General features: G+C 57.3%; 15 protein-coding genes, 1 tRNA gene and 1 pseudogene. 2 read left to right on the plus strand and 15 right to left on the minus strand.

Translation table 11 applies throughout. The annotated features are described in order from the left end of the window. Nucleotides 1–743 precede the first annotated feature (743 nt). From DXB00_RS17840 to DXB00_RS15540, 15 genes are all read right to left on the minus strand, one after another. Nucleotides 744–1,271, minus strand: coding sequence for a DUF4317 family protein (locus DXB00_RS17840; RefSeq protein WP_117555265.1), 528 nt, complete (start codon nt 1,269–1,271; stop codon nt 744–746). Continuing rightward, nucleotides 1,202–2,050: a DUF4317 family protein gene (locus DXB00_RS17845; protein WP_117492765.1), complete on the minus strand. Its 849-nt coding sequence runs from the start codon at nt 2,048–2,050 to the stop codon at nt 1,202–1,204. The genes DXB00_RS17840 and DXB00_RS17845 overlap by 70 nt, the downstream gene beginning before the upstream one ends. A 770-nt stretch (nt 2,051–2,820) precedes the next feature. Further along, nucleotides 2,821–3,408: a hypothetical protein gene (locus DXB00_RS15480; RefSeq protein ID WP_118730374.1), complete on the minus strand. Its 588-nt coding sequence runs from the start codon at nt 3,406–3,408 to the stop codon at nt 2,821–2,823. Then, nucleotides 3,396–3,758, minus strand: coding sequence for a hypothetical protein (locus DXB00_RS15485; RefSeq protein ID WP_119215158.1), 363 nt, complete (start codon nt 3,756–3,758; stop codon nt 3,396–3,398). The genes DXB00_RS15480 and DXB00_RS15485 overlap by 13 nt, the downstream gene beginning before the upstream one ends. Then, complete coding sequence (locus DXB00_RS15490; protein ID WP_119215159.1) at nt 3,755–4,120, minus strand: sigma factor; 366 nt, start codon at nt 4,118–4,120, stop codon at nt 3,755–3,757. The genes DXB00_RS15485 and DXB00_RS15490 overlap by 4 nt, the downstream gene beginning before the upstream one ends. A gap of 399 nt (nt 4,121–4,519) precedes the next feature. Beyond that, a complete protein-coding gene (locus tag DXB00_RS15495) occupies nt 4,520–4,732 on the minus strand; it encodes an S-layer homology domain-containing protein (RefSeq protein WP_118730372.1) in 213 nt (70 codons plus the stop codon). Between the two features lie 171 nt (nt 4,733–4,903). Further along, nucleotides 4,904–6,001, minus strand: coding sequence for a flagellin lysine-N-methylase (gene fliB, locus DXB00_RS15500; protein ID WP_119215160.1), 1,098 nt, complete (start codon nt 5,999–6,001; stop codon nt 4,904–4,906). Nucleotides 6,002–6,027: 26 nt separating this feature from the next. Next, the gene (locus DXB00_RS15505; RefSeq protein ID WP_158581337.1) at nt 6,028–7,023 is read right to left on the minus strand and encodes a DUF4373 domain-containing protein; all 996 of its coding nucleotides are present in this window, start codon (nt 7,021–7,023) and stop codon (nt 6,028–6,030) included. A 245-nt stretch (nt 7,024–7,268) separates the two neighbouring features. Then, nucleotides 7,269–7,359 (minus strand) — tRNA-Ser (locus DXB00_RS15510). Nucleotides 7,360–7,655: 296 nt separating this feature from the next. Further along, nucleotides 7,656–8,282 carry a cytidylate kinase-like family protein gene (locus DXB00_RS15515; RefSeq protein ID WP_117751971.1) on the minus strand — a complete coding sequence of 209 codons (627 nt, stop codon included), beginning with the start codon at nt 8,280–8,282 and terminating at the stop codon, nt 7,656–7,658. 149 nt (nt 8,283–8,431) lie between these two features. Continuing rightward, nucleotides 8,432–9,139 (minus strand): ABC transporter ATP-binding protein, encoded by a 708-nt coding sequence (locus DXB00_RS15520; protein WP_110435076.1) that lies wholly within the window; start codon nt 9,137–9,139, stop codon nt 8,432–8,434. A 17-nt stretch (nt 9,140–9,156) separates the two neighbouring features. Then, nucleotides 9,157–9,915: an ABC transporter ATP-binding protein gene (locus tag DXB00_RS15525; RefSeq protein WP_117751972.1), complete on the minus strand. Its 759-nt coding sequence runs from the start codon at nt 9,913–9,915 to the stop codon at nt 9,157–9,159. 3 nt (nt 9,916–9,918) lie between these two features. Further along, nucleotides 9,919–11,001: a branched-chain amino acid ABC transporter permease gene (locus DXB00_RS15530; protein WP_119215162.1), complete on the minus strand. Its 1,083-nt coding sequence runs from the start codon at nt 10,999–11,001 to the stop codon at nt 9,919–9,921. Beyond that, on the minus strand, nt 10,998–11,894 hold the full coding sequence (locus tag DXB00_RS15535) for a branched-chain amino acid ABC transporter permease (protein WP_119215163.1): 897 nt from the start codon (nt 11,892–11,894) through the stop codon (nt 10,998–11,000). The genes DXB00_RS15530 and DXB00_RS15535 overlap by 4 nt, the downstream gene beginning before the upstream one ends. A 322-nt stretch (nt 11,895–12,216) precedes the next feature. Continuing rightward, complete coding sequence (locus DXB00_RS15540; RefSeq protein ID WP_118730368.1) at nt 12,217–13,401, minus strand: ABC transporter substrate-binding protein; 1,185 nt, start codon at nt 13,399–13,401, stop codon at nt 12,217–12,219. 377 nt (nt 13,402–13,778) lie between these two features. Here DXB00_RS15540 and DXB00_RS15545 point away from each other — a divergent pair, with 377 nt between their 5' ends. Beyond that, nucleotides 13,779–14,450 (plus strand): M23 family metallopeptidase, encoded by a 672-nt coding sequence (locus tag DXB00_RS15545; protein WP_119215164.1) that lies wholly within the window; start codon nt 13,779–13,781, stop codon nt 14,448–14,450. Continuing rightward, nucleotides 14,447–14,683: pseudogene (locus tag DXB00_RS15550) on the plus strand (hypothetical protein); the annotation flags it as partial. The gene DXB00_RS15545 and the pseudogene DXB00_RS15550, both read left to right, overlap by 4 nt.

Raw genomic sequence — 14,683 nt, forward strand, 5'->3', positions numbered from 1 at the left:
AGGAAGGACAACCTGCGGTTTTCCTTCCTCTTTGAACTCCTACCTTTCCCTTGCTTCCTAATCTGGCGCAGATTGCCTATATGTGACCGCTTCGAAAATAGGAACGGCAGTCGGGTTACCGCAGCGTGTCTTTCTCCGCCTTTTCGCAGTTCACAGACAGCGTACTGCTACACATATGGGCAACTCTACGCAGGGCGCGGCATAGCAGTGCCGCGCAATTCGTGAGCGCGTTGTAATAGACAGCACCTACGAGGATAAATTATACCAGACATCTAAATTCGTAGGTGCCGTGCGGTATAACGTGTTAAAGAGTTGCGCGGCACTGTCATGCCGCGCCTGCTGGAAGTAGCCGACCTGTGTAGCAGTACGCTATCTGACACTGCGAACAGGTTGCTCAAGAGGACGAACTCCGAAGGTAGTTCGTCCGCAGCAGAGAAAAACTCCTCTGCCGTTCCCTTATTTCGAAGCGGTCACATGTCGGCAATCTGCGCCAGACTAAGAAATAAAGGGAAACGGGAGTTAAGAGGGTAGAAACCGTAGGTGTCTACCCTCTTGCCCCGCCGCGGGGCGCGGCGAATCCCCGCGCTCCGCAGAGCGCAACTCCTCGCTTGATTTCAAGCGAAAAACTCCCCGCCCGTCAGGGGCGAACACGCTGACGCAGTTCGTGCACCCCGCTCAGCCGGTGCTGAAAAAAAGCTGCCGCCCGGAAAGGGTGAACCGCCTGCGCGGTTCAGTTTCCCCACTCAGCCGGTGCTGAAAAAACGAAAAGGGCATACCTTTCGGTACGCCCTAATGTATAAATTATTCCACTTCCACGCCGTTGATCCGCGCGGATTCATCCCCGGTGAGCGGAATGACAAGCACTTCTGCCCTTCCACAACCTCGGTATGGACGTTTACGGCTCTCTCCTGCGGCATGCGCACGTCGATGACCGTGCCGGTCTCCCACGGAACATCGTCCTCGTCCGTGTCGGTGGCGTTTGCTGCCTGATGCGCCAGCTCCTGCTGCAGCACTGCCACCTTCTGCTCCAGGGCGGCGGTATGCGCCTTGACCGTGCCCTCCTCGACCAGACGGCTGTCCAGCACGTTATGCGCCTGCGGCGGCTGGTCACCGAACACCTGCTCGTACGACTTCTCGATCTGCGCGCGCACCTCATCCGGCACCTCGGCCTCGGTCGCCAGACCGGAAACCGCCTCGGCGGTCAGCTCGACCGGCGGCAGGCTCTCGTCCTCCTCCCGCTCGGCCACCATGGCGCTGATGGTCTTCTGCATCTGGAAGAACGCCGCGTCCGCCTGCTCCTCATCCTCACCGAGGCGTCGTGCACCACGTTCTTGAATGCCAGCTTGTCCTCGGCAGCCGTGCGCTGCGCGACACAGCCGAGCACGTTCTCGATGAACTCGGGGTGCGACGGACGACCGGTCTTGACGTAGTACATCACGGCGTTGACATCGCTGCCGCGGTTTGCAAATGCCGGGTACACAAAGCCGAGGTCGGGCAGACCGACCACCCAGTCGCGCTCCCGCGCACCGATGCGGTTTTCGTCCTCCTTATAGCCGAGCGCAGGCTTCGCCAGCTCGACCGGGCAGACCGCGCACACGCAGTACGCATACAGCTCGGTGGATTCGTCCTGGTCCTCGCCCGAGGTAGCCTTGCTCGGCACGTCGTACACATCGTGGTAAACCACGATCAGGTAGTTGCCCGGGTAGCTGTACTCCTCGATCACCTGCTCGTACAGACGGTCAAGCAGCTCCTCGTTCGCCAGCTTGCTGTCCTTGAGCGTCAGCAGGTATTTCTGGTGCTCGATGCCGCTGTCGCTGCGGTCAAACTCCAATTCCAGCAGGTTTGCGCCGAGCGTGCCGCTGAACGTCTTTTTGGCGATCTCGAGGTACTTGTAGTATTCATCCTCTTCCAGTTCGGAAAACTGCTCGGTAAACTTGGTCACGATCTGCTTGCCGCTGTTGACGTAGCAGCCGCACAGACGCCCGAACGTGCATTCGGTCTTTTTCAAACGGCGGCGCAGCTCCTGCACATCGCCCTTGGTGATATTCATAGGTTTCGCTCCTTAGCGTGTGGATTCGGTATATACAAGTATACGGCATTTTCCATGCAAAAGGCAAGCATTTTCACGCAAAAAGCGGCCGACCGGGTAAGGTCAGCCGCAAATTGACAGGTTTTGCGCCTGTGTGATATACTTGTCATAAGGAAACGCCTGTTTGCATGGACAAACGGTCAGCTCCTCTTTTCCTCCCTCGGTTTGAGGCGGAAAGGAGGTGGCGTAAATGCGGAAGAAAGCACTTCAGCTTTTGGTATGTGCAGTCATTGTATTGTACATTTTCTCCGTATATGCGCGATGACCGTCCGGCGGCAACCGTACGGTCATCTGTGAAAACTTTTGACTGAACTTGGGAGCTGACCGTCCAACGGACGGCGTTTCCCTTTAATTACATTATAGCACACTTTCAGGTGCTGTCAACCTGCGGAAATTGACATTTTTCGCACGTCCTGTTATACTTAACTCGTGGAAACGCTGTTGCACACGCAGTGAGCAATCACTGCAGGCGGTCAGATCTTCTTCTTCCCCACGGTCTGTGGGCGGAAGGAGGTGCTGCGCATGAGGAAGAAAGCCTTTGAGCTTTTTATCTGTGCGGTCATTGTACTGTACATGTTCCTTATAAATGCGCGATGACCGCTTGGGCTGGCCCCCAAACGGTCATCTAACAAATGACTACTTAGAAAGGGTCTAACCGCTGCGCACAGCGTTTCCCTTTTTGTATCTTTATTATACCACACTCCCGCGCCAAGTCAAGCGCGGGAGCATTTTTATGCCTGCTCTGCGCTCTCACTCTGCCGGCTCTCTCCCGAAGCGTTCCCCGGTTTCTCCGGCGGCTGCACCCTCACCTCAGGCAGGTTTCTCTTATCGCCGGACTGCCGGAACCGATCGTCAATATGCTCACGGAGCCGTTCGGCGTGGCCGCTGCTGCGCGAGGTCACGGTGATGCTGACGCGCTCGCCTTCCTTTGCTTCCTGCCGGACGGTATGCTCCACCGCCTTATCAATGCGTGCAAACCGCGGAATTTTGCCGTCCGGCGGCTGCTCCTTGCCGGAAACGCGGGCGCCGAGCACCTGATTGAACCGGTTTACCGTATACTCCACGCTGTCCGTGCCGCCCACGATGCTGACGCTGGCATATGGCTCATACGCGGCGTACACGCTGGTGGTCGCCATGCCGCACAGGACAGCCGCACACGCCGCCCAGGTCAGCGGCTTTTTCCACCGTCTGCGGTGCTTCGCCGGAATCCGAATCTCCTGTCCGACTGCTCTGTTCTTCGCGTCTACAAGGTGAACCGTGCCGTCCTCCGCGAGCGCGGCGGCCTTTCCCGCTCGAATATCCGTAATTATCGCACGCATTGCTCTGCCTCCTTGCGCATGGTCTGCAGATAGGTGCAGAGGATGGGGTAATCGCCGTCGATGAGCAGCGCCGCCGCTACAATGTAATCCCGGTGACGGGTTATCGTCCGCGCCGACACGCCGCACTGCTGCGCGAGCGCCTTGACCGGCAGGCTGTGCGCGCTCTGCATGGACGCGAACAGCACCGGCGAATGCAGCAGCGTGCCGACCGCCACGGCGCAACTGCGGCGCGTCTTGTCCGACTTGGGTGAGCTTGCCGCTAAATCATAAAACACGAACCCATACTTCTCAAACACCGTGTTTGCCGCCTCGATTTCCTCCTGTGCGCTGACCGGCTTTACTTCGCTCATCTGCTCCGCGACCGCCTGCTGCATGGCGCGTCCGCACTCTCGCGGTCCACCGTGCCGTCGAACGTCTGCGGGGCAAGCGGCGTTTCCGCGTCAAACCGGTGTTGACTGCGGTAATGGTCGGCAAGGCGTCTGCCAATCACAAGCGACGCATACGCGCCGAACGGCCCGCTTGCCGGGTCGTAGCCCTTGATGGCTTCGTAGAAGGCCAGCAGCGCGACCGAGTATTCATCGTCGCTGCGCGTAACCGCAAAGCCTGCGTGCCTGCTCGCGCACCGGAGAACGAACGCCTCGTGCGCCTCAATAAACCGCTCCAAAAACGGCTCGTCCGTGCGTGCGCGGACTGCCTGTGTGCTCGTCTGCATGCCGCCGCCTCCCTTCCTTTGATGATACTATCATAAATTTGTTCTGTGTTGAAACGGTGTACCGACTGTTACCGTTCTGCGTAGACTTCCGTATGTTTTGAAGGACACAGACAGCAAAAAGCACCGCAGAATACAAGCTGCGGTGCTCTTTCATTCGTTCAGGCTGTTGCTTTCTCGTTCTCTTCGCGCGTTAGCGCGCATTCAATAGGATTGCATTGCAATCCATAAAAACGGGGAGCATGTATCAGCGCAGCGCGGTCAAGAAACCGCGCAAGGATAGCGCAAATTTTTATACTTCCGGAGGGAGAAAGTTTCAACCAACGGGCGGAACTTTCGGACGACTTTGGAACGGCCCACGGTCCGTTCCTACTTGTCGGCGAAACTGTAGTTTCGCGACAGTCAGAGTGCAGCGAACCGCTGCAGCATCGCCGCGCACTCCGCGCGGGTTGCCGTAGCCTCGGGAGCGAGTGTCGAGGACGTTTTACCGGTCAGAATGCCGTTCTTGACGCACCACTGCACCGCCTTTTCCGCATACGCAGAAACCGAGCCTGCGTCCGTGTAGGCGGACAGGTCCGCCGCGCCGTCCGGCTCGCCGGCATAGCGGTACAGCATGGCGGCAAGCTGCTCACGGGTGATATTAGGGAAAGGTAGGAGTTCAAAGAGGAAGGGAAACCGCAGGTGTTCCTTCCTTTTTGCCCCCCGCGGCGGGTGCCGCACTCCTCCGCTGTGGTTCAGCGCCGCAAAACAAAAACACCGCAGACCCCCAGTCCGCGGTGTTTCACATTATTCCATTTCGTCAAGGACGGAAAACGCGGCAAGCTGCTCGGTATTGTCCTCGTTATACTCAATCTCGCGCGAGTACGCCTTGCAGATGCAGATCTGCGCCCAGTGCGTGAGTTCCCCGTTGGTGAGCCACTCGTACACATCGAGCAGCTGAATGACCGCCGTGCTCACGAGCGCCAGCTGCACCTTGTCCTGCACGGCGTCGTCTCCGAGCGCCTTCATAAAGTGCCGGTACAGGAAGTACGTCAGCAGGTTATCGTATTCATGGCGTTTGCCCTGATACGCCTGCAAAAACGCCTCTCTGCGGGCTAAAATCTCCGGCAGGCGCGCCTTTGCGCCGGTCAGCAGCGTGCGCCAGTCATCCTTGTTGATCTCAAAGCCGAGCAGCATCTCGAGCAGGCTCGTGAGCGTGCTCTCCCGCCAGAACGCCTGCGACCACGAAGCCGTGTCCTCGTCCGTCTCGTCTGCATCCTCGTCCTCCCCCTCGGGGAACGGGAACAGCAGGTCGTCGTACTGCTCCTGCTGCGCCTTTGCCGTGCGGTAGAGCCTGTCGGCCTTGTCATCGAACGGCGCGTCCTCACACGCCAGCCGGAACAGCGTATCGCGCATGGAAAACAGCACGTTCTCCAGTTCGGTTTCCGCCTCCGTGCCGGTTTCGGATACGCCGTCCGCCTCGGTCACGTCAAACGCCGGTGCGCCGGTCTGCGCGAGTATCAACTCGGCGGCAGCCTCACAGCACAAGCCGAGACCGTCCTCGCGGCCGTCCGAAAACCACTCGTAATACCGCGGGTGGTCGGTGCAGATCTGCGCCATTTTGTCCTCACCTAAGTGGAGCAGCACTTCGCACAGGTTGCAGTCGTTCAGCAGCGGACACCGCTCCTCGGCGTCCAGACGAAAATGCGCCGGCTCTCCGGTCTGCTCGTCCGCAGGCGCAATGCTCGCGCGCAAACGCTCACCAAAATCGCCGGGAACGGTCTCGTAGTACGCAAGGGAATCCTCGTCTACGTCGATCTCCCAGCCGATACAGCAGTTTTCCGTGCAGTCCGAGCCGATGCACCGGAATGCCTTGTAATACGCAGGACGGCGAATGTAGCCCATCCTAATCACCTCTCTTGTCTGTCTCATTATAGCAGACACGGGCGCGGTTGAAAAGGGTTATGACGGCACCGCCTTCTCCCTTGTGTACCGCTTGACCCGCTCGTACCATTCCCGATCGAACGCGGACAGCTGTTCGCTCGACGGCCCGATTGCGGCTGCGCCGGTGCAGGCTTTGCCCGTTTCTGCATATCCTCAGCGGTGAGAATGCCGTCACGCTCGCAGTTCTGCAGCAGCGTGCGGAAATACCCTGCCGGATTGCGCGGTGCATTCTCAGCCGTCTGTCGGGCGGTATCTAAGAACACCTCACGGTGCATACCCTTGTTCTGCAGCCTGCGCAGCTCCAGACAGAAATTATGGTCAAACTTACAATTCAGTTTTTCTTCCAGTTCGGTCGTCAGACCAGAATCAGCCGTAACTGCTTTCTCTTTTCTGGTCTGCTCTGCTCTACTGTCCTCTACTGTACTCTGCTCTTCTGTTCTCTGCTCTTCTCTGCTCTGTGTACTTTCTTGGCGAGAAATACCGATTTCCTGGCGAGAAATGCCCTTTTCTTGGCGAGAAATAAAGGAGCGCAGAATAAAAGCCTTGCCACTTGGGTTTTTCTCCCTCATTTCGTCCTCGGAGAGCAGCCAAATGTCAAAGTTGATCTGCTGGGCATTTCGTCCTAAGGTTGCGATGAAATACCCCATCTGTATTCTTTTGGATGTGAGAAAGCCGCGTTCATATAACGCAGCATGGAACAAGCCGCTTGCCACCAGCTGATCGACTACGGCGGCCAGTGTTTCGATCGTCACGTTTTCCAGTCCGGCGGTGTACTCGCGGAGCTGCCACAGCGTGTCCTCGCGGCCCTCGCCGCTGTAGGCGATGTAGTAGCCCTTGTCTCCGTAGGCAATGTCGAGCAGGCATTCGTACACATACGGCCCGAGCACGCCGAATTTCTGCCGTGCGGCTCTCAGCTTCGGGTCACGGTACAGGCCGATGTCGCGCGGCCACCAGTCCAATCCAACTTTTCTGTTTCTGCCCATGTGAGCACCTCCCTTTACCCTACCGCCGGAACGGATAAAAAATTGACCACAAATGGTCAACTCCGAAAAAATATTTTCCGGGAAATAAAAAATCCTCCGCGTATTCGGAGGACATGCTCTATCAATGTTGGGCCATTTTGGGGCCATTTTCGATTTTTACCCTGCGTATGTCAGAAATTTACTTGCAACTATTTTTCTGTGTACAAATGCAAAAAGGACTGAAACCTTTCGATTTCAGTCCTCTATGGCGGAGAGTTAGGGATTTGAACCCTAGAGACGCTCATCACGCCTACACGATTTCCAATCGTGCGCCTTCGACCACTCAGCCAACTCTCCATCTTGTTAAGTTGTTGTCGTTTTTGATGACTCATCGCTGACGACTTGTTTAGTATATAACAGAATCCCCGTTTCGTCAACCCCTTTTTTTAATTTTTTTGAAAAAGTTTTTTCAGGTCGAATTGGGGCGATTGCAGGTGTAGGATTTGGCGTTGCGCAGACCATACAACGGCATACATTCCACCAAAGGATTCGACCTGTAAATCATAACGATTATGGGATACCGTAGAGTAAATCCTTTCAACCGCCAAACGCAAAAAGAAAACCGCCTGCTCTCACAGACGGTTCTCCCCTGTTTACTTCTGAAACTGCTCGCGCACTTCCATATACTTGATGATCTCCTCAACCGTGCCGTCAAAGCCGAGCACGCCGCTGTTGAGCGACAGATCATAATTCCGCGCATCATACCAATCGTGGCCGGTGTGGTGCTTGTAGTAGCGGGCGCGGTACTCGTCGATCTCGGCGATCTTCTTTGCCACCTCGTTCTCGGGCAGCGAGTCCACCTTCATGGCCTGCTCGAGACAGAAATCCTTGTCCGCATGGACGAACACGCGCACAACATCCGGTCGGCCTGCCAGAATATAGTCGGCACAGCGGCCGATCATAACGCACGGACCCTGATCCGCCAGCCGGCGGATGATCTTCACCTGATAGGCGAACAGCGCCTCATCCTTGAGGTAGGACTTGGACGAGTCGTTCGGCACGGGCGTGTTGCCGTGATAATGCGCGCGCAGGCGCGTCAGGAAATCGCCCTTGAGGCGCTCGTCCGAGAACAGCATGGCGTTGACACCGCTGTCCTCACTCGCCATGGTAATGATCTCGCGGTTGTAGAACGGAATGCCCAGCTTGTCCGCCAGCATCTTGCCGACCGTCTTGCCGCCCGAACCGTACTGGCGCGCGATTGTGATAACGTAAGGTTTCATAATTTACCCCCTACATAAATTGATAATTGAGAATGGAGAATTGAGAATTGAGAATTGTGGTATCGCGCATAGCGCGATTATTTAATATCGGCGCTGTGCGCCGCACATTCATTTTCCATTTTCCATTCTCCATTTTCCATTTCCGAAATTTATTCTCCCAGATAAGCCTTCTTAATAGAGTCATCATTCAGCAGATCAGCTGCCTTGCCGGTCTTGACGATCTTGCCGGTCTCAAGGACGTAGCCTCTGTCCGCGATGGACAGCGCCTTCTTTGCGTTCTGCTCTACCAGCAGGACAGTGGTGCCTGCCTTGGACACTTCCTCGATGATCTTGAAGATTTCGCCGACGAACAGCGGCGACAGACCCATAGACGGCTCATCGAGCAGCAGGATGCGCGGCTTGCTCATCAGCGCACGGCCCATTGCGAGCATCTGCTGCTCGCCGCCGGACAGCGTACCGGCTGCCTGATTTTTACGCTCCTCCAGACGCGGAAAACGCTCGTAGACCATTTTCAGCGACTCCGGGATTTCATTCTTCGGGCGGGTATACGCGCCCATACGCAGGTTCTCCGCGACCGTCAGACCCGCGAACACGCGGCGGCCCTCCGGAACGTGGCTCATGCCGAGCTTTACAATGGCATGACCCGGCTTGTGCGTAATATCCTTACCCTCAAACGTCACCGTGCCGCCCTTCGACGGCAGCAGACCCGTGACGGTGTGCAGCGTGGTGGTCTTGCCCGCGCCGTTCGCACCGATGAGCGCTACGACCTCGCCCTCGTTTACCTCGAAGGAAACATCACGCAGTGCATGAATCAGGCCGTAATACACGTTGATGTCCTTTACTTCCAACATTGCCATACTTGTTTCCTCCTTTCTTATTCGCCCAGATATGCCTTAACGACTTCCGGATTGCTCAGCACTTCCTTGGGCGTGCCCTCAGCGAGCAGACGGCCGAAGTTGAGCACATACAGGTACTCGCAGATGCCAGAGACCAGCTTCATGTCATGCTCGATGAGCAGAACGGTTACGCCGAACCTCTTGCGGACGATTTCGATCGTCTCCATCAGCTCCTCGGTCTCGTTCGGGTTCATGCCCGCGGCAGGCTCATCGAGCAGCAGCAGCTTGGGGTTGGTAGCCAGTGCGCGCGCGATCTCGAGCTTGCGCTGCTTGCCGTACGGCAGGTTGGCTGCCTTGTAGTCGGCTACGCCGTCCAGATCGAACACGCGCAGCAGCTCGAGCGCCTTTTCATCCATCTGCTTCTCCTTTTTGCGGTAGGAGCCGAGGTGGAACATGCTCTCTGCGAACGAGTAGGTGATCTGATTGTGCAGACCGGTCTTTACGTTATCCAGCACGCTCAGCTGCGAGAACAGGCGGATGTTCTGGAACGTGCGGGCAACGCCCAGTTTACAAATTTCATGCGGCTTTTTGCCGATGAGGTTCTGACCGTCCAGACGGATGCCGCCGTCGGTCGGGCGGTACACGCCGGTCAGCATATTGAATGCGGTGGTCTTGCCTGCGCCGTTCGGGCCGATGAGGCCGACCAGACCGCCCTTTTCGATTTTCATGCTCAGCTCGTCAACGGCACGCAGACCGCCGAACGAAATGCCGAGCGAAGTAACTTCCAGCATTGCCATGGCTTACGCACCCTCCTTTTTGCCGCCGGCCTTTTCGGCCTTTTCCATCTGACGCATTGCGCGCTTCTCCAGCAGGCGAACCTTGAAGGAGGAGTTGTTGAACAGCATCATTGCAATCAGCAGGATTGCGTAGATGAGCATACGGTAGTTGCTCAGGCCGCGCAGCAGCTCAGGCAGCAGCGTCAGCAGCGTTGCGGCAATAATGGAACCCCAGATGTTGCCCAGACCGCCGAGAACGACGAATACGAGCACCAGAATGGAGGTGTTGAAGTCAAACTTGGCAGCGGTTACGGTGGAGAAGTTCATCGCGTACAGCGTGCCCGCCATGCCTGCGAACGCCGCGGAGACCACGAACGCGAGCAGCTTGTAGTGCGAGGTGGAGATGCCGATGGAGTCAGCGGCGATCTTGTTGTCGCGGACCGCCATGACAGCACGTCCCGTGCGGCTGTTTACAAAGTTCAGCACGAAGAACAGCGTAACGAGGATGAGCACAACGCCCGAGGTGAAGGTGGAGATCTTGGTGACGCCGGATACGCCGATCGGGCCGTTGATGATCATCTTGCCGCCGTCGCCCAGCTCGAAATTCTGGTTGACCAGACTGAAATGCAGACCGGCATCATCCAGACCGAGATACATAACGTTTACAATGTTTTTGATGATCTCACCGAAGGCGAGGGTTACGATGGCGAGGTAGTCGCCCTTGAGGCGCAGTACCGGCACGCCGACGATGACACCCGCAATCGCCGCAAACAGTCCGGCAACGACCATGGCGACCGCCAGACGCAGCGGTGCAAGCGGAATCGCATCCGCCAGACAGGTGGTGGTGACAATGCCCGCAAACGCGCCGACCGACATAAAGCCCGCATGGCCGAGCGACAGCTCACCGAGGATGCCGACGGTCAGGTTGAGCGAGATCGCCATGACAACATACGCGCAGATGGGCACGAGCAGACCCTTGATCTGGCTGGAGATGCCGCCGCCTGCGATGGCAGCCTGCACGATGATGTACGCAATGATGACAATGCCGAAGCACAGCAGCGTGTCACGTCCGCGCTTAGACGCAGCATAGGATTTTAACTTGTTCATATGACTGCCCCCTTAACCTTTTCGCTCACATGCTTGCCGAGCAGGCCGTCCGGCTTGACCAGCAGCACCACGATGAGCACTGCGAACACGATCGCGTCCGACAGCTGCGTGGAAATGTACGCCTTGGCAAAAATCTCGATGATGCCGAGCAGAATGCCGCCGATGAACGCGCCCGGAATCGAGCCGATGCCGCCGAATACGGCAGCGGTGAATGCCTTGATGCCCGGCAGAGAGCCGGTGGTCGGCATCAGGGTCGGGTACGCGGAGCACAGCAGCACGCCCGCGATAGCGGCAAGACCCGAGCCGATCGCAAAGGTGATGGAAATGGTCGTGTTGACATTGATGCCCATCAGCTGGGCCGCGCCCTTGTCCTCAGAAACCGCACGCATCGCCGTGCCGACCTTGCTCTTGCCGGTGAACAGCATCAGAGCGACCATGATGACAACGCACGCCGCGATGGCAACGAGCGTCACCTTGGAGATCTGCATCTGACCGCCGAACAGGCTGAGCGCCTCGCCGGTAACGACCGAGGTAAAGGTCTTCGGGTTGGAGGACCAGATCAGCAGCGCCGCATTCTGCAGAAAGTACGAAACGCCGATGGCCGTGATCAGCACCGCCAGCGACGGCGCCATACGCAGCGGCTTGTAGGCAAGTCTCTCAATAACAACACCGAGCGCGGTGCAGACAATAACAGCCAGCACAACGCCCATCCACGCCGGCCAGCCGAGATAGGTGGTAGCGCAGAAGCACATGTAGCCGCCTACCATGATAACATCGCCGTGCGCGAAGTTCAGCATTTTTGCAATGCCGTAAACCATCGTGTAGCCGAGTGCGATGATGGCGTAGATGCTGCCCAGACTGATGCCGCTGATCAAATGATTCAAAAAGCTCATGGTTTGGAACACCTCAAATCTTTGTTTCTCTTGTTTATGAAATGGGGCAGTGGTTCGGCAATGGTCAAGCCACCGCCCCACCCCATAACTTTCGGTGGATGATACCTCTTTATAATAGGCGTAAAGGAGGACTGCTGCCAGACCTCCTTTACTCGCCTTGCGTTCAAATATGGTCCCGGACGAGCTTTGCCCGTTCGGGACACCGCTGCCCGCGCCGTGGCGGCGCGACCGCCTTTGCCGTGCAAAGGCGAAGGGGATATCCAAAAAAGTTTCTACGGAACTTTTTTGGTATCTAAGGGGGACAGAGTCCCCTTAGAGGGTCTTACATACCAACGTAAGCGCCGTTCTCGATAACCATGCCCTTCGGGGACTTGGATACGGCACCGGTCTCATCCCAGGTCATGCCCTCACCGGTCAGGCCGTCAAAGGTCATGGAGGTGAACTGCTCGATCATCTTGTCGCACAGGTCCTCAGCGGACATATCCGGCGTTGCGCCTGCATTCTCGAGTGCCTGCTTGTAAGCGTAAACACAGTCGTAAGCGTCGGCTGCGAACTGGTTCGGGGTCTCGCCGAACTGCTCCTTGTACTTCTTAACGAAGGAAGCGGTCTTTTCGTCGGTTGCGTCTGCGTTGAACGGGGTCAGCAGCATTACGCCCTCGGCCAGCTTGGGATCAAAGCCTTCCATGGTCAGAATGCCGTCCATGCCGTCTACACCGAAGAACTTCGGCTTGTAGCCCATGCTGTTTGCCTGGGTCAGGATCAGGGATGCCGGCTGATAGTACATCGGCAGGAATACCAGGTCAGCGCCCTTGCTCTTTGCATCGTTCAGCTGAACGGAGAAGTCGTTCGCGGAAGCATCGGTGAAGGTCTTGTCGGAAACGACCTGCAGACCCTTGGTCTTTGCCTCTTCTACGAACTTGTCGTGAATACCGGTGGAGTAAACGTCATCGTTCTTCCAGATGATCGCAATCTTGGTGCCGAGCTTCTGCTCTGCGATGTACTGCGCGGATGCGGTGCCCTGGTTCGGGTCCATAAAGCACATCTGGAATACGTTGTCCTTGCCCTCGGTTACTGCAACGGAGGATGCGGACGGGGTCAGTGCGAAAATGCGGTCGCTGTAGTTCTCAGCGGCGGTAGCCTCGCACGGCTTGGAGGTTACGGAGCCGAGGGACAGCTGCATGCCCCAGTCCTTCAGGGTGTTGTAGGCGTTGACAGCCTTCTCGGCGTCGTGCTCATCGTCCTGATAGTTCAGCTCAAACTGAATATCGCCGCCCTCAGCGTTGATCTCGTCAACAGCGATCTGCGCGCCGTTCTTTGCAGCATTGCCGTAAATAGCAGCCGCGCCGGTCAGCGGGCCGGTGCCGCCAATCTGGAAGGCAGTGCCGGAAGCGGTGCTGTCGGAGCCGCTGTTCTGCGAATCGGAGCTGCTCGAAGCGGAACCGCCACAGCCGGTCAGCGCCGTAGCCAGCATAGCGCCGGCGAGGAGCATACTGAGTGTTTTCTTCATGGTGAAATCTTCTCCTTTGTTTCCCCCGAATCGGCATACCCTATCGGGTGTCTTGGATTATGCTTCACATTATACTACCATTTCCGCATTTCGGCTCACTTTTTTTGCGCTGAGAATACAATTTCAGATAATCTACTGATTATCTTTTGAGTAACTTTACGTTTTTTGTATCTTCTCACAAGAACACTTGTCCGCCCTGCAAGGATTCCTGCAAATTACTTCCATTCCGCCGTCATTTTTGCAGGGAGAGCCTGAAAAATTTTCTCACGCTGAGAACATCATAGACTATCTTCGCTATTCATAAGATATTCGTAGGGCGGGGTGCCCTCGCCCTGCGGTGTTCATTCAATCTGTGCAACATTTCAAGGAGGTACCCCATGACCGAAAAACGCCACGGAAAAGGACTGTTATTCATCGTAACGCTGGTTCTCGCTGCCGGTGTGATAAAGTACGCCGATATCCCCTTCGCGCAGACCGTGCGCGAAAAGGCGGCTTCTGCCCTGTCCGGCGCGGCAAACGCGGACCATGTTCTTGCGGTATTCGGCGGCTCTGCCATGCCCGCAGATACCGTTCCCGCGGAATCCTCCGGCGGTGCGGACGATATTTTAGACCGCGACCAGACCCTGTTTCCCGACACGGTTGACCAGACCGTCTATCCGCTGGAGTTCGAGCACACCACGCCGACTTCCGGCACGCTGACGTCCTCTTTCGGCAGCAGGCTCAGTCCCATCACCGGTCAGCCGGGCTTCCACTACGGGCTTGACCTTGCCGCAGACGAGGGCACGCCCATCACCGCCTTCGCGGACGGCACGGTGCGCGAGACCGGTGAATCCGGCTACGGCCTGTACATCATTGTCGACCACGCGGACGGTTTTGCAACCCTATACGCGCACTGCAGCAGCATTTCCGCCAAAGTCGGTGATACCGTCACCTGCGGACAGGAAATTGCCAAGGTCGGCCAGACCGGCAACGCCACCGGTCCGCACCTGCACCTCGAGCTGTGGCACAACGGCGCGGCGCTCGATCCTGCCGACTATCTTGCGCTGTGAGCCGGATTCAGGTCCGTGACGGCTTTCTTGTGCTCATGGCTGCGCTCTGGTGCGCGGATGAGAGCGGCGTGCTCCCCATTTTCCTGCTGGCGGCGGCTGTACACGAGTGCGGACACCTTTTCGTCATTCGGCTATCCGGCGGCACGGTGCACGCCCTGTGCCTGACCGCCTGCGGCGCTGTCCTGCGGTGCAGCCTGCCGCGTCACCGTTTTCGCGCGCCGCCATCTGCCTCG

Source organism: Butyricicoccus sp. OF10-2, from assembly GCF_003481925.1.
GTDB lineage: Bacteria > Bacillota > Clostridia > Oscillospirales > Butyricicoccaceae > Agathobaculum > Agathobaculum butyriciproducens.